The sequence below is a fragment of the Pseudomonas brassicacearum genome, assembly GCF_003732265.1.
Taxonomy (GTDB): domain Bacteria; phylum Pseudomonadota; class Gammaproteobacteria; order Pseudomonadales; family Pseudomonadaceae; genus Aquipseudomonas; species Aquipseudomonas brassicacearum_D.
On record NZ_MOBK01000002.1, the window covers coordinates 130,863 to 156,795 of the forward strand.

Genomic DNA, 25,933 nt, shown 5'->3' on the forward strand with positions numbered 1-25,933 from the left:
TTCAACATGGGCAAACGTCACCCCAACCTACCCGCCTGGCAATGGCGCGCGTACCCGAACAATCACCAGCACCCGACCAACCTGGTATTGCACCTGATTGCCGTACCGCTGTTCATCGTCGCGTTTCTGCTGATTGTTTCCGGGGTGTTCAGCCTGAGCGTGTTGAACATCGCCATCGGCGTGATCGGCCTGCTCGCGGCGCTGGGTCTGCAACGTCACGGTCACAGCCTGGAGGTGCAAGCCTCCGAGCCGTTCAGTGATCGCAAAGACGCGGTGTCACGCTTGCTGGTCGAGCAGTTCCTGACCTTCCCGCGGTTTTTCCTCAGCGGCGGCTGGTGGCGCGCCTGGCGTGAGCGCCATCGTCGGCACTGATCAGGCGAAAATCGTCACCGTCTGCCGGCTCATGGCGATCAACCGTCCGTCCGCGCTCCACAGTTTCGCCGCCGCATGACCGTAGCCGTCTGCAGCATGCTCGGTTTCGACCAGGTATTTGCACCAGTCCAGCGTGCTCAGTTCCAGCAACGGCTGAACGAATTCAATGGTCCAGGTCAGGGTGCTGCCCATCGCGGTTTTTTTCAGGTGCGGCAGCAAGGACGGCGGCCAGGCATCCACCAGCGCGAGGATATGCGACTCGGTGACAGCCTCTTCCTTCACATCCCCACGCAACCGAACCCAACCGCCCATTTGACGAGAAGTGTTGCCGGTGAACGGCATGCCGCCGACAGCCCAGCGCATTGCCAGATGGCGCATGAACTCCGGAATCACGCCGGGGATGAAGGGCAATTCCTGACACTCATCCCAGTGCTTCATATCTGGAGCAGGCTCGGCAGTGACCGCCACCTCGGAAGGTCGCGAGGCGCCGAAGCTGCCCTGAATCAATGTCACCACTTGCCCCTTCTGCATTGCCCGGCCCAGCACCTGGCTGACGGCTTTGCCTTCGCGCAACACCTCGACTTCAAAGCTGACGGGCACTTCAGGCTCGACCGGGCCGACAAAGGTGATCGCCAGCGAACGCACTGGCCGGTCTGCCGGGACTTTTGCGCGCATGGCTTCGTATTGCAACGCCGCCACCAAACCACCAAAACTGGCCCGCCCCTGGGCCCATCCGGCCGGAATAGACAGCTCCAGCGGTTGCTGGCGGACGGCGTCGAGCAGATCGCAAAAGCGCATGAAGACCTCAGAGACTGGAAAAAGAAGAGAGAATCTTACCCAGCCAGCGATGTGGATACAGCACCTGTTCCGGCCAAAAGTACTGACAGAAAAGCCGCACCCGAGATTCCAAACCCGACACACAAACAATGTGGGAGCGGGCTTGCTCGCGAAAGCGATGTGTCAGTCGACATAGATGTTGAATGAAACACCGCTTTCGCGAGCAAGCCCGCTCCCACATTTCTATTTGTGGTGTTTTCAGGATTTGAAGCAGGTGGCGCTGAGTTTGTCGAGAACACGGTCGGCGCGGGCTTCAGCGTCAGCCATGGTGGTTTTCCAGACCGCGACACAAGGCTGCAAGTCCGCCTCCTCTTGCGCCCTGGCCAGCCATTGCCAACTGTCGTGCCAATCACCCAAAGCCCCCTGCGCCGATTTCAATCGGGGCAAGGCAGCCTTCGGCAATCGGTCCAGCTCGGGATAGGCCTCGATGCCATAGCGCACACGCTTGATCAACAGGCGCAAGCGATGACGGTCGTGGGCCGGGTCGTGCAGGGCAACGTCGAGTTTCTTCCACTGTTTGCCCAAGCGTTTTTCAATGCGCTTGCGCAGCCCCTTGAGCAACCCCTGACGCTGGGATGCGCGTAAAAAACGCGGAAAGGCATCGAAGATCATCAACAACTGCGCCAACTCGGGACTGACCGCCACCGCCGGATACGCCTCAGCCATCAGCGCCATGCGCCGGTGTGCGGCTTCAGGTTGACCGTGCTCAAGCAAATACGCCGCCAGCACCTCGCGATCGCGCAACGGCGTGGTCAGCTCGCCAACCCGGGACGCCGCCGCTTCCACCTGCTCGACACCGGGCAGGCCGCGCAAGGGTCGCAACAGGCTGCGCAAACGGCGAACCGTGGTGCGCAGGTCGTGCAACGCTTCAGGGTCAGTGCGGGCAGTCAAACGCGCCTGACAGGCCAACAAGCGGACTTCAAGGCCCAGGACATGAGCCACCAACCGATCAACCAAATCAGACATCGTTTACTCCCTGAATCGAGTGTCCTCTATATCACCGCTTCAACGACCGGCACGCGACTCGCGAATGTAGAAGCGCGCTTTCTCGGCCTTGCTGGTGCAGCCTTCGTAGGCTTCGAATTGTTGCTGGGTCTTGGCGCCCGTCAGCAACGACAGGGCCTTGGAGTAGCTGACAGTCCCGGCGAAACCTTCGGCCTTGGCCAAGTCTAGCTCATGCCACGCGGCGTCAATCTGGCTGCCGCAGCTTTCGCGGTAAGCCGTTTTGCCGGCGCAACCGGCGAGCGCCAGCGCAATCAAAGGTACGCAAATCCAGGCTTTCATCAATACCACCTCAAGATAGGTCAACAGTCGTGCAGGTAAGACGGCCCGGCGCGTGAAAAGTGCCTTGGCCGCACACAGCAAACTCACTATAACGCGCGCAAGAATAGCCAAGTGCCGCCATGGAGTGTCGAAAAAACGACGCCCTCGGCCCATCGAGCGACCTTGGCGATTGAAGCTCGCCCCTTGATGGGTGCATTGTTGAACCTTGTCAGACGAGGGCGATTCATGAAAAAGCGTATCGCACTGGTACTGGGCTCGGGTGGAGCCCGGGGCTATGCCCATATCGGTGTCATTGAAGAGCTCGAACGGCGTGGTTACGACATCGCCTGCATTGCCGGTTGTTCCATGGGGGCGGTGGTCGGCGGGATTTATGCGGCTGGCAAACTTGACGAATATCGCAACTGGATCGAAAGCCTGGATTACCTCGACGTGTTGCGTCTGGTGGACGTCAGCTTTCGGCTTGGCGCGATTCGCGGTGAGAAAGTCTTCGGGCAGATCCGCAAGATCGTCGGCGAGATCAATATCGAAGACCTGCGCATTCCCTACACGGCCGTGGCCACGGACCTGACCAACCAGCAGGAAATCTGGTTCCAGGAAGGTTGCCTGCACCAGGCCATGCGCGCCTCGGCGGCGATCCCCAGCCTCTTCACCCCGGTGATGCAGGGCAACCGGATGCTGGTGGATGGCGGCATCCTCAACCCTTTGCCGATCGTGCCGGTGGTGTCGAGCCATTGCGACCTGATCATCGCGGTCAACCTCAACTCCACCAACCAGCGCCACTATCAACTGCCGGTGATCCAGCGCCCGGCGGCGTTCAAGAGCCGTTTCGACAGCCTGATCAATTCACTGGGTTCGAAGTTGCCGTTCCGGCGCAAACAGGCCGAACAATTACTGCTTTTGGAAAAGGAAGCGTTGATGGCCGAAGCAGCGGACATCAACCCCTGGATCGAATCCGCCGAACCCGAAGCGCAGCAACCTGCAGCCGCTCCCGAGCGCGAAGGCGCGCCGAAGTCGGCCACCGGTTCGTTCATCATCGATAACGTCGGGCCGGCGTCTTTGCTGGACCTGATCAACCAGAGTTTCGAAGTGATGCAGACGTCACTGGCGCAGTACAAGATCGCCGGATATCCGCCGGATATCCTGATCAACGTGCCGAAAAGGGTTTGCCGGTTTTTCGAGTTTTACAAGGCGCCGGAGTTGATCGCGCTGGGACGGGAGATTGCGCGGGATACGCTGGATCGGTATGAGAATGAGCGTGAACCCTGAAGTTCTCGGGTGAATCCAAGGGCCTCTTCGCGAGCAAGCCCGCTCCCACATTTATCGAGTTCCTCAATTGAGAATGCGGTCGAATGTGGGAGCGGGCTTGCTCGCGAAGGGGCCAGATAATCTGGCACAAAACTAAAGACCACCCTCACTCAACAACCGATACCCAACCCCCGCCTCAGTCACGATAAACCGCGGCTGAGTCGGATCATCCGCCAGTTTCTGGCGCAAATGACCGACCACAATCCGCAGGTAATGACTGTCCTCGGTATGCGTCGGCCCCCAGATGTCCTTGAGCAATTGCTGCTGGGTAATCACCCGCCCCGGATGCCGCGCCAGTTGCGCCAGCACCGCGTACTCCTTGCGTGTCAGCGCCACCTCAACGCCATCGAGCAGCACCCGCCGATACGCGAGGTCCACGGTCAACGGCCCGAACGTCAACGCCGCCTGCTGGGCTTCACCGACTGGCGCCTGGCGCAACAAAGCGCGCACCCGCGCCAGAAATTCCTGAATGCCGAAGGGTTTGGTCACGTAGTCATTGGCGCCGCCATCGAGTGCTTCGACTTTCTGCCCTTCACCCGCACGCACTGACAGCACCAGCACCGGCACCGTCGACCATTCGCGAAACTCGCGCAGCACTTGCTGGCCGTCCATGTCGGGTAAACCGAGGTCGAGCACCAGCAAGTCCGGTTTGTTCAGTGCCGCTTGCGCCAGGCCTTCAGCGCCGGTGCCGGCCTCCAGCACTTTGTAGCCTTGGGAGACCAGACTGATACGCAGGAATTTACGGATTTGCGGTTCGTCGTCGATGACCAAAATGGTCGCGGTCTGGCTCATGGTTTCTGATCGCGGCATGGGGATGTCCAAAGGGTATCAGGCTTCACTTCAGCGCTCACTTTCAAAGGCCGGTTGTTCCTGCAAGGGCAAGTGAAGCGTGATGCATGTGCCGTGTCCTTCAATGCCGTCGGCGACGCTGATCCGACCGCCATGCGCACCGACCATGCCCTGACAGATCGCCAGCCCCAGCCCGGTGCCCTGCCCGCCCCGATCACCGCGCGCGGCGGTGTAGAACATGTCGAAAATCTTCGCCCGTTCCTCTTCCGGAATCCCCGGTCCCTCATCACTCACCGAGAAAAACAACTCGTGGTCATCTGCCCCGGCGCGCAATTGCAGTCGCCCATGCTGCGGTGAAAATCGCGCGGCGTTTTCCAGCACGTTGACCAACGCCTGCTCGATCAGCGCCGCGTGGACAAACAGCAGCGGCAACTCCGGCGGCACGTCGGTGCTGACCTGCAACGGCGCCAGCACGGCGCGCAGGCGGTTGAGTGAACTGCCGACAATGTCGGCCGGCGACACCCAATCACGCGCCAGCTTCAGCGCGCCGTGACCGAGGCGGGTCATGTCCAGCAGGTTCTGGATGTAGCGATCGAGGCGCTCGGCTTCATCGCGAGTACCTTCGAGCAGTTCTCGGCGATCCTCCAGCGGGATCGCTTCACCGAGGGCCAACAGGCTGTCGATGCTGCCGCGCATGGAGGTCAGCGGCGTGCGCAAATCATGGGACACCGAGGCCAGCAAGGCACTGCGCAGTTGCTCGGTTTCCCCGTGCAGTCGCGCCGCTTCGAGGTCTTCGGCCAATTGCGCACGGGCCAGCGCCTGCGCCAGCGGTTGGCTCAACGCAGTCAACAAACGCCGACGCTGACCGCTTAACGTCTGGCCCTCTTTGGCGCACACGCCCATCAATGCCAGTGGCCCGTCTTCAACGGATAACGGCCACCACCACCAACGCCCCATGGGTAACGTGCCGGTGCCTGCGCCCGCCGGTTGATCGTGTTGCCAGGCCCAATCGGCCGCCGCGCGTTCGGCTTCGGAAAACTCCAGCGGGCCGCCGGTTTCGACTTTCCAGCCGCCCTGCCCGTCTTGATTGAGCAGGCACAACTGCAAGTCACTCCAGCCGTTGAGGTGCTGGGCGGCGGCGCTGACTACGGCTTGGCGATCGGTGGCGGCGGTCAGTTTGCGCGACAGGTCGAGCAGTTCGGTGGTCTCTTCCTGGGTGTCACGCAATGCCTGCAATTGCCGGCGTTGCCGGGCGGCGAGGTTGCCGGTGAGTGCCGCCATCAGCAGGAAGAACAGCAAGGTCAGCACGTCTTCTTCGCGCTGGATGGCGAAGGAAAAATTCGGCGGAATGAACAGAAAGTCGTAGGTCAGAAACGATAGTGCCGCACAGGCCAGCGCCGGGCCAAGACTGCTGCGCACCGCCACCAGCAGCACCGCAGCGAGAAACACCAGCGAGATATTGGGCAGCGGCAAAATACTCGCCACGCCCCAGGCCAACGCTGAGGCCAGAATCGTCGCGACCAACGCCAGCGCGTAGTCGAACCACACCAGCGATTGTGCCGAACGCTGGCGCGGCTGATGCGGTAAGTCATCGCTATCGAGGACGTTGATTTCCAGTCCGCGCGCATCGCGCAACAAGCGTGAGGCCAAACCACCACCGAACAGGCGCCGACGCCACCGCTGTCGCGACTGACCGACCAGCACCAGACTGGCGCGGCGTTCGGCGGCGTGCTGGATCAGGGTTTTCGCGACTTCGCCGGCACGCAGCAACACCACTTCACCACCGAGGCGCTCGGCCAATTGCTGGGCACTTTGCAGACGCAAACGCGATTGCTCGTCGCGCACACTGCCGTTGTCGACATGCACCAGGCTCCACGGCAGATGCCGACGTTGGGCGACGCGACTGGCGTGACGCACCAGGCGCTCGGCCTGGGCGTCGCCGTCGACCCCCACCAACAGACGCCCGCGTACCGCTGGCGCCGCTTGACCGAGTTGGCGATAACCCTGGGCCAGGTCATTGTCGACCTGCGCGGCGGCGGTTTGCATCGCCATTTCGCGCAGGGCGGTCAGGTTGGTCTGGGTAAAAAATGCGTCGATGGCCGCCCGCGCCTGCTCCGGCACGTAGACCTTGCCGTCGCGCAGACGCTCAAGCAATTCACGCGGTGGCAGGTCGATCAGCAGCAGCTCGTAGGCTTCTTGCAGCACCCAGTCCGGCAGGGTTTCACGCACCTGCACACCGGTGATGCCGCGCACTTGATCGTTGAGACTTTCGAGGTGCTGGACGTTGACCGTGGTGAACACGTCGATGCCGGCGGCGAGCAATTCCTGGATGTCTTGCCAGCGTTTGGTATGGCGGCTGCCGGGGGCGTTGCTGTGGGCCAGTTCATCGACCAGCACCAGTTTCGGCTTGGCCGCGAGCAGTCCGTCGAGGTCCATTTCTTCGAGCATCACGCCCCGGTATTCCGAGCGCACCAACGGCTGCTGCGGCAAGCCACCGAGCAGCGCTTCGGTTTCGGCGCGGCCATGGGTTTCGACCACGCCGGCAATGACTTTCACGCCTTGGCGCAGCTGGGTGTGAGCGGCTTGCAGCATGGCGTAGGTTTTGCCGACACCGGGCGCGGCGCCGAGGAAAACCTTGAGCCGGCCACGGCCATCGCGGGGCAAGTCTGCTAACAACGCGTCGGCGCGGCCGGAGTCACTCATGTTCGGGGATCTCTTTCATTCAGGTGTTATTGGGGTGACTGCTATGCCGTCTTCGCGAGCAGGCTCGCTCCCACAGTTTGGAATGCATTTCCCTGTGGGAGCGAGCCTGCTCGCGAATGGTAGCGCCACCGATCTACAGCTTTTCCAGCGCAATGTTAAGCGCCAGCACATTCACCACCGGCGGCCCCACCAACGGCTGCTCGATGTGCGCGTCCAACAATTGTTGCAGCGTAGACACCGGCAGATTACGCGCGGCGGCAACACGCGCCAGTTGATAGGCAATCGCGGCCGGTGGCAAGTGCGGATCGAGGCCGCTGCCGGAGGTGGTCAGCATGGCCAATGGCACAGGCCCCTGCCCCGGTACCAGCAGTTTGTTGGCATCGTCGATCACCCGTGTTGCCAACGCCGGGTTGCTCGGTGAAAGGTTACTCGCGCTGCTCGACACGGTGGCAAACGCACCGGCGGATGGGCGTGGATGGAACCAGGCGTCACCGACAAAATCCTGGGCAATCAGGGACGAGCCACGGACCTTGCCGTCGGCGTCGCGCACCAGGCTGCCATTGGCTTGATCCGGGAACGCGACCTGGGCGACACCGGTGACCACCAAGGGGTAGGCGACGCCGGTGATCAGGGTCATCAGGACCAACAGGCTCAAGGCCGGACGTATCATTGTGGACATTTCAAAATCCTCGAATTCGGTAAATAACTCAGGTCTGGAATTTGCCACCAAACCCTGTGGCGAGGGGGCTTGCCCCCGTTCGACTGCGAAGCAGGCGCCGACCCGATGTATGCGGTGTGTCTGAATGGTCCGGCTTGGGGGCTGCTGCGCATCCCAACGGGGACAAGCCCCCTCGCCACAACAGCCCACACCACCTAATCGATCATCAAACCAGATGCAGCGCAGTGAGCAGCATGTCGATCGCCTTGATGCCCACGAACGGCACCAGAATCCCGCCCAATCCGTAGATCAACAAATTGCGTCGCAGCAACGCCGCCGCACTCGCCGCTTGCACTCGCACGCCACGCAAGGCCAGTGGAATCAGCACGACGATGATCAAGGCGTTGAACACAATCGCCGACAGAATCGCGCTCTGCGGACTGGTCAGGTGCATGACGTTCAGCACGCCCAGTTGCGGGTAGATCGAGGCGAACAGCGCCGGCAGGATCGCGAAGTATTTGGCCACGTCGTTGGCGATGGAAAAGGTCGTCAACGCGCCGCGGGTCACCAGCAATTCCTTGCCGATCTGCACCACGTCCAGCAGCTTGGTCGGGTCGCTGTCGAGGTCGACCATGTTGGCCGCTTCGCGCGCCGCTTGGGTGCCGTCGTTCATCGCCATACCGACGTCCGCCTGAGCCAATGCAGGGGCGTCGTTGGCGCCGTCGCCGCACATGGCGACCAGGCGACCGTCGTTTTGCTCGTGACGGATGCGCGCCAGTTTTTTCTCCGGCGTGGCTTCGGCCAACACGTCGTCTACGCCCGCTTCAGCAGCAATCGCGGCGGCGGTCAGCGGGTTGTCGCCGGTCACCATGACCGTGCGAATCCCCAGTTTGCGCAGCTCGGCGAAACGCTCGCGGATGCCGGGTTTGACCACGTCCTTGAGGTGAATCACACCGAGCAGTTTGCCGTCGGCGCAGACCAGCAACGGGGTGCCGCCGCTCTGGGCGATCTTGTCGACTTCCCGGGACAGCGATGCGGCCAAGTCAGCGCGCTTCAGGCCGACGAAGGCCAGCAACGAATCCACCGCGCCTTTGCGATACACGCGGCCCTGATAGTCGACACCGGACAGACGGGTTTCAGCGCTGAACGGTACCGCTGTCAGCAACTCGGCGGCGGGTTCTGGTTGTGGCTGAGTGCCGCGCAGGTACTCGACGATGGATTTGCCTTCAGCCGTGTCATCGGCCAGCGAGGCGAACAACGCGCCCTCGGCCAGTTCCTTGGCGGTGACGCCCGGGGCTGGATGCACCGCGGTGCAGCGACGGTTACCGAAGGTGATGGTGCCGGTCTTGTCCAGCAACAGGACGTGTACGTCCCCCGCCGCTTCCACGGCACGACCGGACTTGGCGATCACGTTCAAGCGCACCAGACGGTCCATCCCGGCGATACCAATGGCGGACAGCAAACCGCCAATGGTGGTCGGGATCAGCGTGACCAATAACGCCACCAGGAACACCAGCGGCAAGCTGCCATTGGCAAAGTGGGCGAACGGTTGCAGGGTCACGACCACCAGCAGGAAGATCAGGGTCAGGCCAATCAGCAGGATGTCGAGCGCCACTTCGTTCGGGGTTTTCTGGCGTTTGGCGCCTTCGACCAGGGCGATCATGCGGTCCAGTGTCGATTCGCCAGGGTTGGCGGTGATCTTCACCAGCAGCCAGTCGGACACCAGTCGGGTGTTGCCGGTGACGGCCGAGCGGTCGCCGCCGGACTCACGAATCACCGGCGCGGATTCACCGGTAATCGCCGCTTCGTTGACCGCCGCGATGCCTTCAATCACTTCGCCGTCACCGGGGATCATTTCCCCGGCTTCGACGCGCACCACATCGCCCTTGCGCAGGCTGGTGGCTGGCACCACCTGAAAGGTGCCGTTGCTGGTTTTGCGACGAGCGCTCAAGCCTTCGCTGCCGGCCTTGAGGCTGTCGGCGCGGGCCTTGCCGCGACCTTCAGCCAGGGCCTCGGCGAAGTTGGCGAACAGCACGGTGAACCACAGCCACAAAGCGATTTGCGCGGCGACAAACGTCGGCACGGCGCTGTCGGGAATGAAGCACAGCACGGTGGTCAACACGGCGGTCAGTTCGACCACCAGCATCACCGGCGCACGCTGCAATTGCCGTGGGTCGAGCTTGACGAAGGCTTGCACCAGCGCCGGGCGCCAGAGGGCCGAGATCGCTGTTTTCGATTGTTCCGGCGCCTTGACGACGGCAGTTTTAGTTACGGGCATATTCATCATTGATTCCTCAGAAGCCCATGCTCAAGTGTTCAGCAATCGGACCCAGCGCCAGCGTCGGCAAGAAGGTCAAACCACCCACCAGCAAAATGGTCACGGTCAGCAGGGTCACAAACAACGGGCCATGGGTCGGGAAGCTGTTCTGGCCGATCGGTGCGGTTTTCTTCATCGCCAGGCTGCCGGCCAATGCCAGTACCGGGAGGATGTAACCGAAGCGACCGATCAACATGCCAAGACCGAGCATCAGGTTGTGGAACGCGGTGTTGGCACCGAAGCCGCCGAACGCCGAACCGTTGTTGGCACTGGCCGAGGTGTAGGCATAGAGCAACTGACTGAAACCGTGGGCGCCAGGGTTACTCACCGCCGCGACCGGACCAGGCAGGCTGGCGGCAATCGCGCCGAGCACCAATACGCCAACCGGCATCACCAGCAGGGTCACCACCAGCAATTGCACTTCCCGGGCTTGCAGTTTCTTGCCGAGGTATTCCGGTGTACGGCCAATCATCAGGCCGGCGAGGAACACCGCGATCAACACGTTGAGCAACATGCCATAGAGCCCGGCACCGACGCCGCCGAAGATCACTTCGCCGACCATCATGTTGACCAGCGCGACCATGCCGCTCAGCGGGTTAAGGCTGTCGTGCATGCCGTTGACCGAACCGTTGGATGCAGCAGTTGTGGTCACCGACCACAGCACCGTCGCGGTGGTACCGAAACGCGCTTCCTTGCCTTCCAGCGGCGCGGTCTGTTCGACGGCGACGTTGTTCAGGGTTGGGTTCGGCTGGTATTCAGCCCACAGCGAAGTCGCGCCGCCGATCAGGAACAGCGCCAGCATGCAGGCGATGATCGCGCGGCTCTGACGCAGGTCTTTCACGTAGTGGCCGAAGGTGAACACCAGGGCGACCGGAATCAGAATGATCGAGCCGACTTCGAACAGGTTGCTCCACGCTGTCGGGTTCTCGAACGGGTGCGCCGAGTTGACGCCGAAGAAGCCACCGCCATTGGTGCCCAGTTGCTTGATCGCAATCTGGCTGGCGGCCGGGCCGAGCGGGATCACTTGATCGACGCCTTGCAGGGTCACGGCATTCACGTACTGGGCGAACGTTTGTGGCACGCCCTGCCAGACCAGGTACAGCGCCAGCAGCAGGCACAGCGGCAACAGGCCGTAGAGGGTGGCGCGGGTCATGTCGACCCAGAAGTTGCCGAGGGTCTTGGTCGACTTGCGACCGATACCGCGACACAGCGCAACCAATACTGCCAGGCCGGTAGCAGCGCTGACGAAGTTTTGCACGGTGAGACCGACCATCTGGCTCAGGTAGCTCAACGACGCTTCGCCGCTGTAGGCCTGCCAGTTGGTGTTGGTCATGAAGCTGACGGCGGTGTTGAACGCCAGCGTCCATTCCTGGCCCGGCAGGTTTTGCGGGTTCAGTGGCAGGTGATCCTGGAACAACAGGATCGCGAACAACAGCAAGAAGCCCGCAAGGTTGAAGGCGAGCAAGGCCAGGGTGTATTTCTGCCAGCTCTGTTCAGCCTGCGGATCAACGCCGGCCACGCGATAACAGCCGCGCTCCACCGGCCCGAGAATCGGCGTCAGCCACGTGCGCTGACCTTCCATTACCTTGTAGTAGAAGCGCCCGAGAAACGGCGCCGGGACCAATACCACCGCGAAAAACGCGAGGATCAGCCAATAATCATAACTGTGCATAGCCGCTCCTAGTTCCGGTCCGCGCGCAACAGCGCAACCAACAGATAAATGAACAGCCCCACTGCCAGTAGCAGTGACACTCCGTCCAGAACGCTCATGGAAGTTCTCCGTGTTACGGCGTATTGCCGCGTGTGGAGTCATTGTCGGCAGGGAGGCTGTAAAGGAACGAGATCGAGGGTGCGGGCGGGGCATAAAGAAAGCGTAAAGAGTGGGTTTATGCGGGCGTTACAGCGTGGTTTTGTGGTGGATCGGACGGGCCCCTTTGCGAGCAAGCCCGCTCCCACATTCAACCGCGTTCCATCAGCAGAATTGCGATCGAATGTGGGAGCGGGCTTGCTCGCGAAGGCGGCATTACAGGCAACAACGCTCTGAACTGGCGCACAAAAATGCGCACATCCAGCCGCGAACATCCCCGATACGACACCTTTTTACCCTTTACGACTGCTATGACAACACTGGCACGCCCACTGCAAACACCCTCCCCCGAGCATTCCAAACCGTTCAGGGAGCAACCGCATGAACACACAACTCAAACCCACGCTGGGCACGTTGCACCTGTGGGGCATTGCCGTCGGGCTGGTGATTTCCGGTGAGTATTTTGGCTGGAGCTACGGCTGGGGCGTCGCGGGTACACTGGGCTTTCTGGTGACCTCGTTCATGGTCGCGACGATGTACACCTGCTTCATTTTCAGCTTCACCGAGCTGACCACGGCGATTCCCCATGCCGGCGGCCCCTTTGCCTACAGTCGCCGCGCCTTTGGCGAAAAAGGCGGATTGATCGCCGGACTGGCGACGCTGATCGAGTTCGTCTTCGCGCCACCCGCGATTGCCCTGGCGATCGGTGCTTACCTGAACGTGCAGTTTCCGGCCCTCGACCCGAAACACGCGGCGGTCGGTGCGTACATCGTGTTCATGGGTCTGAACATCCTTGGGGTGAAACTCGCGGCCACATTCGAGCTGGTAGTCTGCGTACTCGCCGTGGCCGAACTGCTGGTGTTCATGGGCGTGGTCGCGCCGGCCTTCAGCTTCAGCAATTTCGCGTTGAATGGCTGGGCCGGCAGCGATGTGTTCGGTGCCCCGGCGATTGCCGGGATGTTTGCGGCGATTCCATTTGCGATCTGGTTCTTCCTCGCCATCGAAGGCGCCGCCATGGCCGCCGAAGAAGCCAAGGACCCGAAACGCACGATTCCCAAGGCTTATATCAGCGGCATCCTGACCCTGGTGTTGCTCGCCATGGGCGTGATGTTCTTCGCCGGCGGCGTCGGCGACTGGCGCACCCTGTCGAACATCAACGATCCACTGCCGCAAGCGATGAAAACCGTGGTTGGTGAGAGCTCCGGCTGGTTGCACATGCTGGTGTGGATCGGTCTGTTCGGGTTGGTGGCGAGTTTCCACGGGATCATTCTCGGCTACTCGCGGCAGTTCTTTGCCCTGGCCCGGGCCGGTTACCTGCCAACCTCCCTGGCCAAGCTGTCGCGCTTCCAGACGCCGCACCGGGCCATCATCGCTGGCGGCGTGATCGGCATCGCGGCGATTTACAGCGACGGCCTGATCAACCTCGGCGGCATGACGCTGACCGCAGCGATGATCACCATGGCCGTATTCGGTGCGATCGTGATGTACATCATGAGCATGCTCAGCCTGTTCAAACTGCGCAAAACCGAACCTAACCTGGAGCGTACCTTCCGTGCGCCGTGCTATCCGCTGGTGCCGATGATCGCGCTGGTACTGGCGGTGGTCTGCCTGGTGGCGATGGCCTGGTTCAACACCTTGATCGGGCTGATCTTCCTCGGCTTCATGGCGGCGGGTTTCGTGTACTTCCTGCTGACCGCGCAATTGCGCGCAGATGCACCGGCGGATGCAATGTTGACCGGGCTGTAAACGGTTCAGGTGCGGTTGGCTTATCAGGCATAGAATGGAACCACTGCGAAAATCCATCGCTCAAAGTGGTATGCACGATCGATTGGCGACCTCCGCCAATCGGCCTGCCCTCAAGGAGAGCCCTATGCCCTGGTATGCCTGGTTGATTCTGGTCGTTGCAATCGGCTCGATCGTTGGTGGCTTGATGATGTTGCGAGACACCGCCACCAAGGTCGACCTGACCGAAGAGCAACGTAAACGCGTCGCTGAACGCAATGCGGAAATGGATGCCAAGGAAGCACAGGACCGCTAACCCGAAAAAACCCTGTCATTCTCTGTGAATGACAGGGTTTTGCGTATTTACTTTTCCCAATCGGCCTTGGCAATGTGCAAGCCATGCAGCCCTTTGTAGGCCGCACGCTCCGGCTGGCTCCAGCCTGCCAGCAAAGACTCTTCCAACCGATAAATCTCCACGCCCAGCGGCCGACATACCGTCAGCGGATCCTGCGCATCCGGCCCCCACATGGCCAGCGACAGATCACCACCTGGACAGGTCGAGAGCGCGCACAGCAAATCGATTTCGGCAAAGAACTCCAGGTAATCGCCCTTCTGCGCCGGACAGGCTTTCATGAAGTACAAGTCGTCATGGTTGAGGCCGGTGCACTGGAAAATGTTCAGCACGTCATGCACGTCGAACTCGGTCAGGCCATGGGACAACACGGCACGGGTCAGGTTGGAGTGGCAGTGATGATGAAAGTCCTCGCCAGTGAGCATTTTGTTCACATAAGGATCGCAGCGGGTGCCGAGTAAATCGTGCAAGCGTCCACCATGTTCGTCGATGCCATAACTCGCCAGGCTGTCGTCGGTAATGGTCACCAGCGGCCGCAAAAAAGGCAGGTTCGACCAGAGCCGGTCGTGGGTGCTGACGTGGGCGCCCTGCAGCTGACGGGTGCGTGCCGCCCACAAGCGTTCCCGTGGGTCGTGGGCATTCCAGACGTTGAAATCTCCCACTTGCGGCCCGACCGGTGTGGTAACGCGAAACACATGGCCTGCCGGCACGTTCCAGGCGCGGCCGGTGCGGATCGGAACTTCGAACTGCTCGATCAGCGTACGCCCTTCCTTCGCATCACGAATCCGTTCGTAGAAGGCTGTATCCACCTGCAACGCCGAGCCTTTGCTGACTTGATAGGCCGCCGGATAGTCTTTGTACATGGCACGAATCCTCGATCAGTGATGGGAAGAAGGGGTACATATCTGCAACAGAAGGTGTTCCGAATCATCCAGGTAAAGGCTCATGGCATCCGCTGCTGCGCGAGTGTCCCCCTCGGCCAGCAAGGCATGGATCTGCCGGTCACGCGCCAGCCATGGCGCCTGAAAACGTGATTCATCGGGAGCGGTGGAGAACACCAGGCGCAATTGCGCGACAACGTTGGTGAAGAACTCATCAAACAACGGACTGCGCAACAACCCGACTATGTGTTGATGAAAGGCCAGGCTGTGAGTGCCGACGGCACGCCAATCCTCGCGTTCCCTGGCCAGCTCGGTGGCTTCCAGGGCCTGGAGCATCCGTTCGGACTGATCGTCGCGCAGCGGTTGGCTGGCGTTGATGGCTTGCAGTTCCAGGGTGCGCCGGACCGTGAACAGGTCCCGCACGTCCACGACGCCTAGCCTGCGCACGCTCACACCTTTGTTGCGGATATACACGGTCAACCCTTCCTGACCCAAGCGGTGCAAGGCCTCGCGGATCGTATTGCGAGAAGCGTTATAGGCAGACACCAGATCGTTTTCCACCAACGCCATACCGGGCACCAATCGACCGCCGATGATGTCGGCACGCAATTCCAGTGTGATGTGGTCAGCCAGGGACTGTCCGTTGCTCATGCGCTTCGCCTTATGATTGTTCAACAATCTCTGGCTAATGAGTAATCACTATCCATGCCAGTTCACGCAGTGTTCAGGACGGAGTTGGACGCATCTGCATGCTGTTTAGAAGTAGAAGTACAGTCACCATCCCATTTTCATTGGTTAAGATGGCGCATTGTTGCGGAGATTTCAGATGCGTTACTCGCAGGACCATAAAGCACAGACCCACCAGCGCATTATCAAGGAAGCGTCAGCGCGATTCCGCCGCGACGGTATTGGTGCGACTGGCCTGCAACCGCTGATGAAAGCGCTGGGGTTGACCCACGGCGGCTTTTACTCACACTTCTCGTCCAAAGACGAACTGGTCGAAAAGGCGTTGCAAGCGGCTGGTGATCAGTGCGACGTCGTCTGCGCCGAGCTATTCGCCCAGGAGCGCCCGCTGGAGACGTTCATCGACACCTACTTGTCTGAATGGCACCAGACTTCGCCGCATGAAGGATGCCCGTTGCCGACCATGTCCTCGGAACTCGGCTTGCGCGGGCAGCCAAGTCCGACCTCGGACGTGGTGCTGAACGCACGCCTCCAACAAATAGAGAGCACCCTTGAAGGCGAAGATGCCGCTGACCAAAGTGTCTTCATCATGTCCGCCCTGGTCGGCGCATTATTGCTATCGCGCAGTGTCGAGAGTCCGGAACTGGCTCAGCGGATTCTCGACGTAACCCGCGCGTTTCTTAAACAGCCTCAGGATTAACCCTGCCAGCGCTTGAACAACACGCTGGCATTGACCCCGCCAAACCCGAAGCCGTTGGACAACGCGTACTCGATAGCCATTGGCCGTGCCTGACCGTGGACGATGTCCACCCCTTGCGCCGCCGGGTCCGGGTTATCGAAATTCAAGGTGGCCGGCACGATCTGATCGCGAATCGCCAACAGCGTGAAGATCGCCTCAATCCCGCCAGCGGCACCGAGCAAATGCCCGGTCGCCGATTTGGTCGACGTCACTGCCACCTTGTTGTCTGAACCGAACAACGACTTGATCGCCGCCAACTCGCCGAGGTCGCCCACGGGCGTCGACGTAGCGTGCGCATTGAGATGTTGCACCTGGGCCGCCGAAACACCGGCCTGCGCCAATGCCAGCGACATCGCCCGGCGCGCACCATTGCCATCTTCAGGGCCCGCCGTCAGATGGTAGGCATCGGCGCTGGTGCCGTAGCCGACCAACTCGGCTAACGGTTGCGCCCCGCGCGCCAAGGCATGCTCCAGGGATTCAATCACCAGCAGGCCCGCGCCCTCGCCCATCACAAAGCCGTCGCGATCACTGTCGAACGGCCGGGATGCACGCTCCGGGGTTTCGTTGAAACCGCTGGACAAGGCACGCGCCGCCGCAAACCCGGCAAGGCTGACCCGATCGATCGCCGCCTCCGCACCGCCGCACACGGCAATGTCCGCTTCGCCGCAACGAATCAGCCGCGCCGCATCACCAATCGCTTGAACCCCCGCCGCACACGCCGTCACGGGTGCGCCCAACGGGCCTTTGAACCCGTACTGGATCGACACATGACCCGCAGCGAGGTTGACCAGGAACGAAGGAATGGTGAAAGGCGACAGTCGCCGCGGACCACGGCTGTCGGTGGTGCGCACTGCATCGGCAATGGCGCCGAATCCGCCGACTCCAGAACCGATGATGGTTGCGGTACGTTCCTGGGCTTGCGGGTCGAGCGCCTGCCAACCCGCCTGCTCCAACGCCTGCCGCGCAGCTTCCATGGCAAACAGAATGAAGCGGTCCATCTTCTTCTGCTCTTTGGGTGGGGTCGCCCGATCCGGGTCAAAACCCGCCTCGGCATCCTCCTCGACAGTCGGCACCACGCCGCCCACTTTCGCGGGTAAATCGGCGACCACCTCGTCCGGCAAATTCCGCAATCCGGAACGCCCGGCCAGCAGACGCTCCCAGACAGCTTCTACACCGCTACCCAATGGAGACACCAGGCCCATGCCGGTGACAACTACTCGACGATCACTCATGCCGTAATTACCTCAATACGATTGAAGGTGTTTCATTTGTAACGTGCGGCGGCGGTACTTTTGGAAAGATTCGGCGCCATGACCAGGCGGGCCTTTACAAAGTCGTCCCACTCGGCGGCGTTTGGCAACGATGGAATGGTGACCAGCTCACCTTGGTCGAGGCCGGATAACGCCGCATCAACCATTTCACCTGCTTCCATGACCATCTCCGCCGGAATCTGGCTGGCGTCAATGCCGGAGCGCTCCCAGATTTCGGTGCGCGTGACGCCCGGCAACACGGCCTGGACCTTGACCCCGGTGCCATCCAGTTCGGCATTCAAGGATTGGGTCAGGCTTAACACATAAGCTTTACTGGCGCTGTAGGTCGCATTGAAGCGCTCCGGAAACAAGGCCACCACCGACGCAATATTGATGATCGAACCCCGTCCCGCCTTGGCAAAACTGGCGGCAGCCGCCGATGCCAGGCGTGTGACCGTGGTGACGTTCAATTGAATCAGCTTTTCCAACTGTTCCATGTCGGCATTCGCCAGCAGACCATCCGACGCGACACCAGCGTTGTTCAACAACAGGCTGATACTCGAATCGCTGCGAAGTCGTTGTTCGATCTTCAGCACATCATCCTTTTGTGTCAGGTCTGCCTTGAGCACTTCTACCTGAACACCGTGCTCGGTGCGCAACTTGCTCGCTGCCGTCTCTAGCCGTTGCTCGTCACGAGCGACCAGCAGTAAATCAAAACCACGCGCTGCCAACCGCTCAGCGTAAATCGCACCGATACCGGAAGATGCGCCGGTGACAAGGGCCGTACCTTGGGACTGGGTGGAAGTCATGACTGTGCTCCAGGGAAATACTTGAGGAAAGTGAGCGTCTGAACATCAGCACGCTTCAGCGGCACGCGAATGAATTATAGGCATAATATTAGAAGCATATGATAGCCATAATTTTTTATCAGCCGATGAAAGGCGTCTCACCACCCTATTGCCAGAATGCAAAAAGGCCGGTCAATGACCGGCCCCTGGCGTTGAGTTACAAGCTTAGTTCACCTGAAGCTTTTCGCGGTTCTTGTCCAGAATCGCTTTGCCTATCCCTTTTACTTCCAGCAGTTCGTCGACGGACGAAAATGGCCCATTACTCTCACGATAAGCAACAATCGCCTTGGCTTTGGCCTCACCGATACCGGACAGCTCGCGCTGCAATGTCGGTGCATCAGCTTGATTGAGATCGACTTTGCCAGACTGCGTCTTAGGGGAAATGTCCAGCACCGAAGGTGCGTTGGCAGGCTCGGGTTTCACAGCTGGCGCGGCGATAGCGGCAATAGAGGCGCTGGTGAGCAGGGCAAAAACCAAAGAGTAGAAATAGCCAGTACGCATAAATGAAGCTCCATAACATCGTTTGAGAAAGCAGCTTTTCCGAAGCTGCCTTCCAAACTTAGGCGATGGGATGGAACTGTCAAAAGTGTGTCGGTTACAGGATGTGAAACAATCAGGGCTCGAGGCGGCGTTGTTGGTAGATCCAGTCGACGATCTCCCCGTCAGGCGTATACCCACTGACGGTTTCGCGCAGGAGCTGGCGAACGCGAGCGTAGTCGTCCTGATCAACGGCCACCAATAACTCCGTCAAACGCCCCTTGAGGATGTCCCAGGGTAAATGGTCCTCATTGGCACTCATGATCATCGGATGCTGGGTGGCCGCGACGTTGTCACCAATCAACAGCTCCTCATAGAGTTTCTCGCCCGGACGCAGGCCGGTAAATTCGATAGAGATGTCTCCTTGTGGATTCTTCTCCGAACGAATGCTCAACCCCGACAGGTGAATCATTTTCTCAGCCAGTTCGACAATCTTCACCGGCTCGCCCATGTCCAGGACGAACACATCGCCACCCTGCCCCATAGAGCCGGCCTGGATCACCAATTGCGCGGCCTCGGGAATGGTCATGAAATAACGAGTTATCTTCGGGTGGGTGACCGTCAACGGGCCACCGGTCTTGATCTGGCGGTGGAACAGCGGGATGACTGAACCCGACGAGCCCAGCACGTTACCGAAACGAACCATGGTGAAACGGGTTTTGTTAACGCGTGACACATTAGCCTTGTCGCCGAACAAGACGGGAGCAATTTCGCGGCTCAGGGCTTGAAGGGTCAACTCGGCGAGACGTTTGGTGCTGCCCATCACATTGGTGGGGCGAACTGCTTTATCAGTGGAGATCAGCACGAAGTTGGAAACACCCGACTGCAATGCCGCCTGGGCTGTATTGAGCGTCCCGATCACATTGTTCAACACGCCTTCGGCAATGTTGTGCTCCACCATCGGCACATGCTTGTAAGCGGCAGCGTGATAGACGGTGTCCACGCGCCAGGTCTTCATGACATCGAGCAGTTTGTGCTGATGACGGATGGAACCAAGGATCGGCAGCAACTTGATCGAAACCGACTCACGAATGCCACGCTGTTCCAGTTCCGAGAGAATGCTGTAAAGGTTGAACTCGCTGTGTTCGAACAGTAGAAGTGTGGTCGGTCTTAACGAGAAGATCTGCCGGCAAAGCTCTGAACCAATCGAACCACCGGCCCCGGTGACCATGACCGTCTTGCCTTTGATACAACGTTCAAGCAAATCGGGTTGCGCCGGCACGGCGTCGCGTCCCAGCAGGTCCGCGATGTCGACTTCCTGAATGTCCTCGACCTTCACTCGACCGCTGGCCAGATCGGTGAAGTTAGGCACGCTGCGCACATGCAGCGGGTAACCTTCCAGCAAATTGAGAATTTCCCGGCGCCTGGCTCGTGTCGAAGATGGCAGCGCCAGCAGAATTTCCTGCGCACCGGTCACGTCGATCATCTGCTGGATATGTTTGGGCTTGTAGACCTGCAGCCCGGAAATAGAGCGGTCGGCAATGCTGGAATCGTCATCGATAAACGCGACCGGGCGCATGACCCGGCCCATCCGCATGGCTGCCACCAACTGATTGCCCGCCACACCTGCACCGTAGATCGCCACTTTGGTCAAACCATCATCGCGGCTGGTGAAGGGGACATGCTGCGCAGCGGTGAACCAGTCACCCATGAAGTACTGACGCATGCAAAGGCGCAGGCCGCCAATGATCACCAGGCTGAGCCACCAGTAGTTGAAAATAATGGAGCGCGGGACGACAGCCTCGTGGTTGCTGTACCAGTAAACCACCAGCGCCAGGATCAACGATGAGAGGCTGACCGCCTTGATAATGGCAACCAGGGCATCGTTGCCAAAATAGCGCATGACCGCACGGTACATGCCGAATCGGATGAACAAAGGAATCGCAACAACCGGAGCGCAGACGAAAAGCCAGAAGTGGACTTTGAAAGGATTGATCATCTCATCAATCCCCAAACGCACGATAAACGCCATCCACAGCGCCATCCAAACGAGAACGACGTCTGTCAGCACCTGAATCAACCGCTTCTGTCGACGCGGAAGTGCCAGCAAAAACATGCGCAGTTTATCCATATACCCCTGTTCCAATCTGCCTACTCCCTTGCTTGACCCGGTAAAACCCATTGTACGTAGGTAGGGTGTGCCATCACAGAAAAAAAACGACGAGAGGGGGTGTCAGTGATAGTGTATCGGGCTCCGTTGTGGCGGACGGTCGATAACCATTTTGAGTTTTGACGACTCAGACAACCATCCCGCTACCTGTTCAAGGTAGCTCACGCGCAACGCACACGACAGGAACGCGCTGCTTTGAAAGCGTAGGTCGGTGAGGTTTCAACTCGCTGACTTCAGGAAGAAAATGTTCTTCTGGTTGATGCGGGGGGAGTCGCAAATGGCTGGAAGGCTGCTCCTGTGCATTCATCCCTGATATTCATGAACAACGCTGTCGAAATGCTCAATCAACTGACTCACCCGAGCAGGGAGGTGAAAATGGCTGAGAAAATATGCTCTTCCACTTTCTCCCATCATTTCAAGCCGCTTACGGTCGCTTCCGTATAACTCCAGTACCGCCTCGGCCAACTGCAAAGGGTTTTCCGCCGCACAATCAAGCCCGGCTTTAGCGTCCGCCAGTACCTGTGCCGTCTGACCGTTGCAACTGGCAATAATAGGTTTGCCGGCAGCCAGATAGCTTTGAAACTTGCTGGGCACCGTTGCCGCCAGAATCGGGTCATCGCGCAGGGTCAGCAGCAAAACGGAAGAAGCGTCGTAAATACTCGTAATTTCCTCCGGCGAAACACGCCCGAGCAACTCGATATTGGACAACTGCTCGTCATGGATCATGTTCGCAATCGTGTTTTCCATACTTCCGCTGCCGACTACAAAAAAACGAATATCTTCGTAAGCCTGTAAAATTCTGGCGGCTTCAACAATGGTCGTACACGACTGGGCTATCCCGATATTTCCAGCAAAAACCACGGAGAAGTGGCTTGAAATGCAGCTGAGTGCCCCCCCCCCCAGATCATTTGCTCCGGTTGATTCCGCAGCCGAGTTAGGGAAAAACTTTATTTTCCCCCGATTGTTGGACAGGCGCTGGACCGAGTCACGAAACCCTTCGGATTGAATCAATATTGAATCCGAAAAACGGTAAATGTATCGGACAACGTACTCTATGATTTTGAGGACGCGGCGATTGTTAACAAAGCCGGTGGCCTGCAAGGACTCAGGCCAAATATCCTGAACCCATAAAACAAGCGGGGCTCGCTTGAGCCAGGACACAAAAATCGCAGGCATTGCCTGAAGCAAGGGTGAAGGTGCGTAGACGAAGACCACATCAAATTTGCGCCCACGCAGTGCCCATGGCCCCAGCAAATAACCCGACGCGATGAACGACAGGTAATTAAGTATCAGCCCCTTGGCCGAGCTTTTTCCTCTGGAACGCAATGGGAGCCTGATTATCTCGACACCTTCACGCTGCTCAATCTGAACGCCCAGGGCGCGGTAACCTGAGAAGATCTCACCATCGGGGTAGTTCGGTTTGCCAGTCAGCACCGTGACGTCTGCACCTTGCCTGCATAACTCAGCAACCACTTGGTTGATATGAAAGTTCTCTGGCCAGAAATATTGTGTCCATACCAGCACTCTCATCGCAGTACTTCTTCCAGAAACGCCTCAGGACCGTGCATCGGTTGAGGGCATTCAGCTATACCGAGATGGCGCTTGACCGCCCGGGCGATAGAGACGTGGGAATCAGGGTTGAAGGTCTCAACCGGTTTGACAACGTCTCGAACGTAATCAAGTTCGGCAGCGATAATAGGTAGATTTCGCTCATTGGCTTCAATCAATGGCAATCCCAGTGACTCGGTTGTAGAGGGATATATCAACGCCGCCGATTGGTCATACAACGCTGAGACCTCAACTGGAGTGAGCTGTCCAAGGTTAGATACGTTTAGCTGCCACTGTAGCGTAAGTTGCTCAATCAGGGTGCAAAGCGATGATCCTGAAGGCACCGTCAGTGCCAGACTCGGACGTATCCCTTGTTCCGCCAACAGACACCACGCTTCCAAGAGTTTATGGTGGTTTTTGTGAGGATCTGCACTGGCAATGTACACAAAATCAAAACGACTACCCTTCGACATACTGGCGCTGTGACCCGAAACAACGAATGGGCAGATAACGACGACTGCCTGCGGGCCCAAATATGTCTTGGCTTGAATCGCCATGGAAGGTGTCTGGACGATAAATTTTTTGACCCTGCGGGACAGCGCCTTGACCAACAGCCTTTCCACGGACAAACGAATTCTCGTCCTGAAAGGGTAGTCTTGCAGCGTGTCCTTGGTCAGAAGAATCCTGTTCTGCAAAAAAACGGTCACCTCACCCTTCAAGGGCAATAACGGTACTAAACCGTGAAAGCACAGCACAACATCCTGATGCGAAACCCGGCACCAAAGGCGCAACTCAGCCACCAGTCTAGAGAGGAGTGTCGGGCGGACAAAGCGTCTTTCTCCTCGAGTAGGTGGCAAATACCCTTCTGCGCGAATATCCAGGTGCTCAAAATCAATGCTCAACTCAGGCGCCGAATACAGAGCCTGCAGAAGCGTCAGCCCTCCACCGACGTGTACATTGGGAGCATGTAAAAACAGCTTTTTCTTAATATTCAAGGAAACTAACGGCCTCGATGGAAAGTCAGCATACGAGCGACAAATCGGCGTATAGCCTGTCTGGCTTGAGGTGAAAATAATGTACGGGCAAGTCGCCTTGCGATCCTGACGCTGGAAGCGACCAATTGTGCGCCAAGAACCCGGACGAAAGAAGCTCCATACTTTCGCGCCATGCCCGCGCAATATTCCGCTGCGCCATGAAACCCTCGCTGCCAAAGCCCTGATGCCAGTCGCAGATAGCTGGCGCCGATCTCTGAAGGCGTATTTCCGGGTACCTCAAAAGGCTCAATCGACTTCACAAACCCCAAGTAAAGATTTCCCGCTTCTTCGAAAGCCAGGTCGGCGATCTTGTGCGTATCCTGATGTGCGTGGCTTCGAGCCCCTACCAGCACCTTGGGAATGTGAACAAAGCGATGGTCAATCGCCATTCGAAACCAAAGCTCGTAGTCCTGTGTCGTTCGTAAACGCTCGTTAAAAAATCCTGCGGTATCGAACGCTGATCGTGGAATCAATAGACTGCAACCGTGTAATGCACTCTCGGAAGTGATCCAGTAGCGAAAGTGCTCAGGGTGCACGCCAGGCATAGTTACCGGTGTAGCGTTCGCCACACGGTTATCGGTGAAAATCGAATAGTCGGAGTAAACGATGGTTCGTGGAATCCCATACGCCGACAGGAATGCGATCTGGGTGGCGATCTTCTCTTTGACGTAAAGATCATCGTGGCTGAGCCAGGAAAAATACTCACCTGACATTTCCTCTATTGCCAGATTCAATGCAGATGCAACACCGCCGTTCTCTTTCGACACGTAACGAATCGCGCCACCAAACGACTGAGCTACGCGTTCTGTTGCACCACCGTCATTACTACCGTCATTGACGACGATAATCTCAATAGCTTCATAGGTTTGGGCAAGAGCACTGTGTATTGCGTCAGCCAGAAAGTTAGCACCGTTATACACGGGTATAACAATCGTAACCAACGGCTTAAAACTACCAGACACAGGATTTGTCTCGCGGGAAAAACTCATAACTGTTACCACCCTGCCCCTGCCCGACATCAAAAATAGCGCACGCAGGATTCATTACTGCGAACTCGTCTTTTTATAAAATTTCGCGTTACTATAAAACATCGAAACGATCATACCGGGAATGTTAACGATCAACATGCCCACTCGAAAACCGAGATAAATCGTTGCAAAAGGAGCAACACGAGCTGAGAGCTCAACGCAAACTCTAGAGAACACAGACTCACCCACTCCGAGCCCACCAGGTGTAATGGGAATAACAGAGAACAGGTTGCCAAAAACACCAGCTATCGCGGTAACCTGCGGGTTTGCAGAGAATGGAAATATAGACGCAATCATTACCATGCCGACGATGACGACACCTGTCGCCAACACTGACAACCCCCAACAAACAATCAAGGTCGGCCATGCGCGAAAATACATAAGAATGGTAACGCCAAAAGGATGCAAGTAATGACGAACCTTGTCAGGAAAATAATCGATTACCGAAAAACGTAAAGCGAAAAAAATGCCGAACATCGCGAGCACTACGCCAGCGACGGAAATACAAACAAGCAACTTCAGTAAACTTATATATTTAAGTACATCGGTGCCAAGTGCAAGCTCAGCCTTGAGGAAAAAGGTTAGGATTGCGGCGATTGAAACCAGGCCTATCATCGCGAAAACACGATCAGTTACGATAGACAGTAACGCAGTGGATCTGCCGCTTTCCAACAGCCGAAAGATTTGCACTCCCTTAACTGCATCCCCCCCAGCAGCCCCGGGCAACCAAGTAGAAAAGAAACTACCTATCAACTGAAGGTTTATAACAACTCCCAGCGGGATGTTGTTGCCTGCGGCTCGCAGTAATAACCACCAACGCAACCCACTGATTAAAATTCCAAAAAAAAGACAGGTTAACGCGGGGATAAAAAAATTCAGGTTTTTGAAAACAACCGATATCGACCCAAAATCCAGCTGACCGCTACTCAGAAGAAAGGAAATCAACACAGCAGCCAGCGCTATTTTGACAATTAGGAAAATGTGGCCTTTTTTTATACAACCCATAAAATCCAGCACTCAATCTTGACATTATTAAAAAACGCAAGCAGAAGATTTGAAGCTACTACGAGAACAAGTCCGATCCTAATCACCCGCCGGACTTTACGGCCGAGTATAGATAAACCGGCT

The 25,933-nt window shown here is 58.4% G+C and carries 24 protein-coding genes; 5 read left to right on the forward strand and 19 right to left on the reverse strand.

The window, feature by feature from the left end:
• The first annotated feature begins 6 nt into the window (after positions 1-6).
• Positions 7-372, forward strand: a complete 366-nt coding sequence (locus tag BK660_RS06710; RefSeq protein WP_123432659.1) for a terminase — start codon at positions 7-9, stop codon at positions 370-372.
• On the opposite strand, the gene BK660_RS06715 is transcribed toward BK660_RS06710, so the two are convergent.
• From BK660_RS06715 to BK660_RS06730, 3 genes are all read right to left on the reverse strand, one after another.
• Positions 373-1,170, reverse strand: coding sequence for an acyl-CoA thioesterase (locus BK660_RS06715; RefSeq protein WP_123432660.1), 798 nt, complete (start codon positions 1,168-1,170; stop codon positions 373-375). It lies immediately after the preceding gene.
• A gap of 237 nt (positions 1,171-1,407) precedes the next feature.
• Positions 1,408-2,175, reverse strand: coding sequence for a CHAD domain-containing protein (locus BK660_RS06725; protein ID WP_123432662.1), 768 nt, complete (start codon positions 2,173-2,175; stop codon positions 1,408-1,410).
• A gap of 39 nt (positions 2,176-2,214) precedes the next feature.
• Positions 2,215-2,493 carry a hypothetical protein gene (locus BK660_RS06730; RefSeq protein WP_027925691.1) on the reverse strand — a complete coding sequence of 93 codons (279 nt, stop codon included), beginning with the start codon at positions 2,491-2,493 and terminating at the stop codon, positions 2,215-2,217.
• A 225-nt stretch (positions 2,494-2,718) separates the two neighbouring features.
• Between BK660_RS06730 and BK660_RS06735 the strand changes: the two genes are divergently transcribed.
• On the forward strand, positions 2,719-3,759 hold the full coding sequence (locus BK660_RS06735) for a patatin-like phospholipase family protein (protein ID WP_059182394.1): 1,041 nt from the start codon (positions 2,719-2,721) through the stop codon (positions 3,757-3,759).
• Positions 3,760-3,891: 132 nt separating this feature from the next.
• Here BK660_RS06735 and BK660_RS06745 read toward each other — a convergent pair whose 3' ends face one another.
• From BK660_RS06745 to kdpF, 6 genes are all read right to left on the reverse strand, one after another.
• Positions 3,892-4,590, reverse strand: coding sequence for a response regulator (locus BK660_RS06745; RefSeq protein WP_123433022.1), 699 nt, complete (start codon positions 4,588-4,590; stop codon positions 3,892-3,894).
• A gap of 48 nt (positions 4,591-4,638) precedes the next feature.
• Positions 4,639-7,290, reverse strand: coding sequence for a sensor histidine kinase (locus BK660_RS06750; protein WP_123432664.1), 2,652 nt, complete (start codon positions 7,288-7,290; stop codon positions 4,639-4,641).
• Between the two features lie 133 nt (positions 7,291-7,423).
• Positions 7,424-7,969 (reverse strand): potassium-transporting ATPase subunit KdpC, encoded by a 546-nt coding sequence (gene kdpC / locus BK660_RS06755; RefSeq protein WP_123432665.1) that lies wholly within the window; start codon positions 7,967-7,969, stop codon positions 7,424-7,426.
• Positions 7,970-8,174: 205 nt separating this feature from the next.
• Positions 8,175-10,232, reverse strand: coding sequence for a potassium-transporting ATPase subunit KdpB (gene kdpB / locus BK660_RS06765; RefSeq protein ID WP_123432666.1), 2,058 nt, complete (start codon positions 10,230-10,232; stop codon positions 8,175-8,177).
• A gap of 10 nt (positions 10,233-10,242) precedes the next feature.
• On the reverse strand, positions 10,243-11,937 hold the full coding sequence (gene kdpA / locus BK660_RS06770; protein WP_123432667.1) for a potassium-transporting ATPase subunit KdpA: 1,695 nt from the start codon (positions 11,935-11,937) through the stop codon (positions 10,243-10,245).
• Between the two features lie 8 nt (positions 11,938-11,945).
• Positions 11,946-12,035 (reverse strand): K(+)-transporting ATPase subunit F, encoded by a 90-nt coding sequence (gene kdpF / locus BK660_RS06775; protein WP_007899818.1) that lies wholly within the window; start codon positions 12,033-12,035, stop codon positions 11,946-11,948.
• 418 nt (positions 12,036-12,453) lie between these two features.
• Here kdpF and eat point away from each other — a divergent pair, with 418 nt between their 5' ends.
• Entirely contained in the window at positions 12,454-13,818 is a 1,365-nt protein-coding gene (gene eat / locus BK660_RS06785) for an ethanolamine permease (protein WP_123432669.1), read from the forward strand.
• A 124-nt stretch (positions 13,819-13,942) separates the two neighbouring features.
• Complete coding sequence (locus tag BK660_RS06790; RefSeq protein ID WP_081744012.1) at positions 13,943-14,110, forward strand: DUF2897 family protein; 168 nt, start codon at positions 13,943-13,945, stop codon at positions 14,108-14,110.
• Positions 14,111-14,157: 47 nt separating this feature from the next.
• On the opposite strand, the gene BK660_RS06795 is transcribed toward BK660_RS06790, so the two are convergent.
• Entirely contained in the window at positions 14,158-15,009 is an 852-nt protein-coding gene (locus tag BK660_RS06795) for an urea carboxylase-associated family protein (RefSeq protein WP_123432670.1), read from the reverse strand.
• A 15-nt stretch (positions 15,010-15,024) separates the two neighbouring features.
• Positions 15,025-15,678, reverse strand: coding sequence for a GntR family transcriptional regulator (locus BK660_RS06800; RefSeq protein WP_123432671.1), 654 nt, complete (start codon positions 15,676-15,678; stop codon positions 15,025-15,027).
• 175 nt (positions 15,679-15,853) lie between these two features.
• On the opposite strand from BK660_RS06800, the gene BK660_RS06805 reads away from it, so the two are divergent.
• Entirely contained in the window at positions 15,854-16,411 is a 558-nt protein-coding gene (locus BK660_RS06805) for a TetR/AcrR family transcriptional regulator (protein ID WP_123432672.1), read from the forward strand.
• On the opposite strand, the gene fabF is transcribed toward BK660_RS06805, so the two are convergent.
• The 8 genes from fabF to BK660_RS06845 form a co-directional block, all read right to left on the reverse strand.
• A complete protein-coding gene (fabF, locus tag BK660_RS06810; protein ID WP_123432673.1) occupies positions 16,408-17,682 on the reverse strand; it encodes a beta-ketoacyl-ACP synthase II in 1,275 nt (424 codons plus the stop codon). The genes BK660_RS06805 and fabF overlap by 4 nt on opposite strands.
• Positions 17,683-17,714: 32 nt before the next feature.
• Complete coding sequence (locus BK660_RS06815) at positions 17,715-18,509, reverse strand: SDR family NAD(P)-dependent oxidoreductase (RefSeq protein ID WP_123432674.1); 795 nt, start codon at positions 18,507-18,509, stop codon at positions 17,715-17,717.
• Positions 18,510-18,713: 204 nt separating this feature from the next.
• Entirely contained in the window at positions 18,714-19,049 is a 336-nt protein-coding gene (locus tag BK660_RS06820) for a ComEA family DNA-binding protein (RefSeq protein ID WP_123432675.1), read from the reverse strand.
• 112 nt (positions 19,050-19,161) lie between these two features.
• On the reverse strand, positions 19,162-21,156 hold the full coding sequence (locus BK660_RS06825; protein ID WP_123432676.1) for a polysaccharide biosynthesis protein: 1,995 nt from the start codon (positions 21,154-21,156) through the stop codon (positions 19,162-19,164).
• Positions 21,157-21,498: 342 nt separating this feature from the next.
• Positions 21,499-22,725 carry a glycosyltransferase family 4 protein gene (locus BK660_RS06830; protein ID WP_123432677.1) on the reverse strand — a complete coding sequence of 409 codons (1,227 nt, stop codon included), beginning with the start codon at positions 22,723-22,725 and terminating at the stop codon, positions 21,499-21,501.
• The gene (locus tag BK660_RS06835) at positions 22,722-23,738 is read right to left on the reverse strand and encodes a glycosyltransferase (RefSeq protein WP_148057430.1); all 1,017 of its coding nucleotides are present in this window, start codon (positions 23,736-23,738) and stop codon (positions 22,722-22,724) included. The genes BK660_RS06830 and BK660_RS06835 overlap by 4 nt, the downstream gene beginning before the upstream one ends.
• Before the next feature lie 5 nt (positions 23,739-23,743).
• Positions 23,744-24,766, reverse strand: coding sequence for a glycosyltransferase (locus BK660_RS06840; RefSeq protein ID WP_185045015.1), 1,023 nt, complete (start codon positions 24,764-24,766; stop codon positions 23,744-23,746).
• A 54-nt stretch (positions 24,767-24,820) separates the two neighbouring features.
• Entirely contained in the window at positions 24,821-25,822 is a 1,002-nt protein-coding gene (locus BK660_RS06845; protein WP_148057431.1) for a lysylphosphatidylglycerol synthase transmembrane domain-containing protein, read from the reverse strand.
• Positions 25,823-25,933 lie beyond the last annotated feature (111 nt).

Excerpts from the sequence above, each read along its gene's own strand:
- kdpC (WP_123432665.1), bottom strand. The coding sequence starts at position 7,969 with ATGTCCACAATGATACGTCCGGCCTTGAGCCTGTTGGTCCTGATGACC.
- BK660_RS06800 (WP_123432671.1), bottom strand. The coding sequence starts at position 15,678 with ATGAGCAACGGACAGTCCCTGGCTGACCACATCACACTGGAATTGCGT.
- BK660_RS06840 (WP_185045015.1), bottom strand. The coding sequence starts at position 24,766 with ATGAGTTTTTCCCGCGAGACAAATCCTGTGTCTGGTAGTTTTAAGCCG.
- BK660_RS06830 (WP_123432677.1), bottom strand. The coding sequence starts at position 22,725 with ATGAGAGTGCTGGTATGGACACAATATTTCTGGCCAGAGAACTTTCAT.
- BK660_RS06795 (WP_123432670.1), bottom strand. The coding sequence starts at position 15,009 with ATGTACAAAGACTATCCGGCGGCCTATCAAGTCAGCAAAGGCTCGGCG.
- BK660_RS06735 (WP_059182394.1), top strand. The coding sequence starts at position 2,719 with ATGAAAAAGCGTATCGCACTGGTACTGGGCTCGGGTGGAGCCCGGGGC.
- BK660_RS06725 (WP_123432662.1), bottom strand. The coding sequence starts at position 2,175 with ATGTCTGATTTGGTTGATCGGTTGGTGGCTCATGTCCTGGGCCTTGAA.
- BK660_RS06825 (WP_123432676.1), bottom strand. The coding sequence starts at position 21,156 with ATGGATAAACTGCGCATGTTTTTGCTGGCACTTCCGCGTCGACAGAAG.
- fabF (WP_123432673.1), bottom strand. The coding sequence starts at position 17,682 with ATGAGTGATCGTCGAGTAGTTGTCACCGGCATGGGCCTGGTGTCTCCA.
- BK660_RS06805 (WP_123432672.1), top strand. The coding sequence starts at position 15,854 with ATGCGTTACTCGCAGGACCATAAAGCACAGACCCACCAGCGCATTATC.
- kdpF (WP_007899818.1), bottom strand. The coding sequence starts at position 12,035 with ATGAGCGTTCTGGACGGAGTGTCACTGCTACTGGCAGTGGGGCTGTTC.
- kdpB (WP_123432666.1), bottom strand. The coding sequence starts at position 10,232 with ATGAATATGCCCGTAACTAAAACTGCCGTCGTCAAGGCGCCGGAACAA.
- BK660_RS06790 (WP_081744012.1), top strand. The coding sequence starts at position 13,943 with ATGCCCTGGTATGCCTGGTTGATTCTGGTCGTTGCAATCGGCTCGATC.
- BK660_RS06820 (WP_123432675.1), bottom strand. The coding sequence starts at position 19,049 with ATGCGTACTGGCTATTTCTACTCTTTGGTTTTTGCCCTGCTCACCAGC.
- BK660_RS06730 (WP_027925691.1), bottom strand. The coding sequence starts at position 2,493 with ATGAAAGCCTGGATTTGCGTACCTTTGATTGCGCTGGCGCTCGCCGGT.
- kdpA (WP_123432667.1), bottom strand. The coding sequence starts at position 11,937 with ATGCACAGTTATGATTATTGGCTGATCCTCGCGTTTTTCGCGGTGGTA.
- eat (WP_123432669.1), top strand. The coding sequence starts at position 12,454 with ATGAACACACAACTCAAACCCACGCTGGGCACGTTGCACCTGTGGGGC.
- BK660_RS06750 (WP_123432664.1), bottom strand. The coding sequence starts at position 7,290 with ATGAGTGACTCCGGCCGCGCCGACGCGTTGTTAGCAGACTTGCCCCGC.
- BK660_RS06710 (WP_123432659.1), top strand. The coding sequence starts at position 7 with ATGGGCAAACGTCACCCCAACCTACCCGCCTGGCAATGGCGCGCGTAC.
- BK660_RS06815 (WP_123432674.1), bottom strand. The coding sequence starts at position 18,509 with ATGACTTCCACCCAGTCCCAAGGTACGGCCCTTGTCACCGGCGCATCT.
- BK660_RS06745 (WP_123433022.1), bottom strand. The coding sequence starts at position 4,590 with ATGAGCCAGACCGCGACCATTTTGGTCATCGACGACGAACCGCAAATC.
- BK660_RS06715 (WP_123432660.1), bottom strand. The coding sequence starts at position 1,170 with ATGCGCTTTTGCGATCTGCTCGACGCCGTCCGCCAGCAACCGCTGGAG.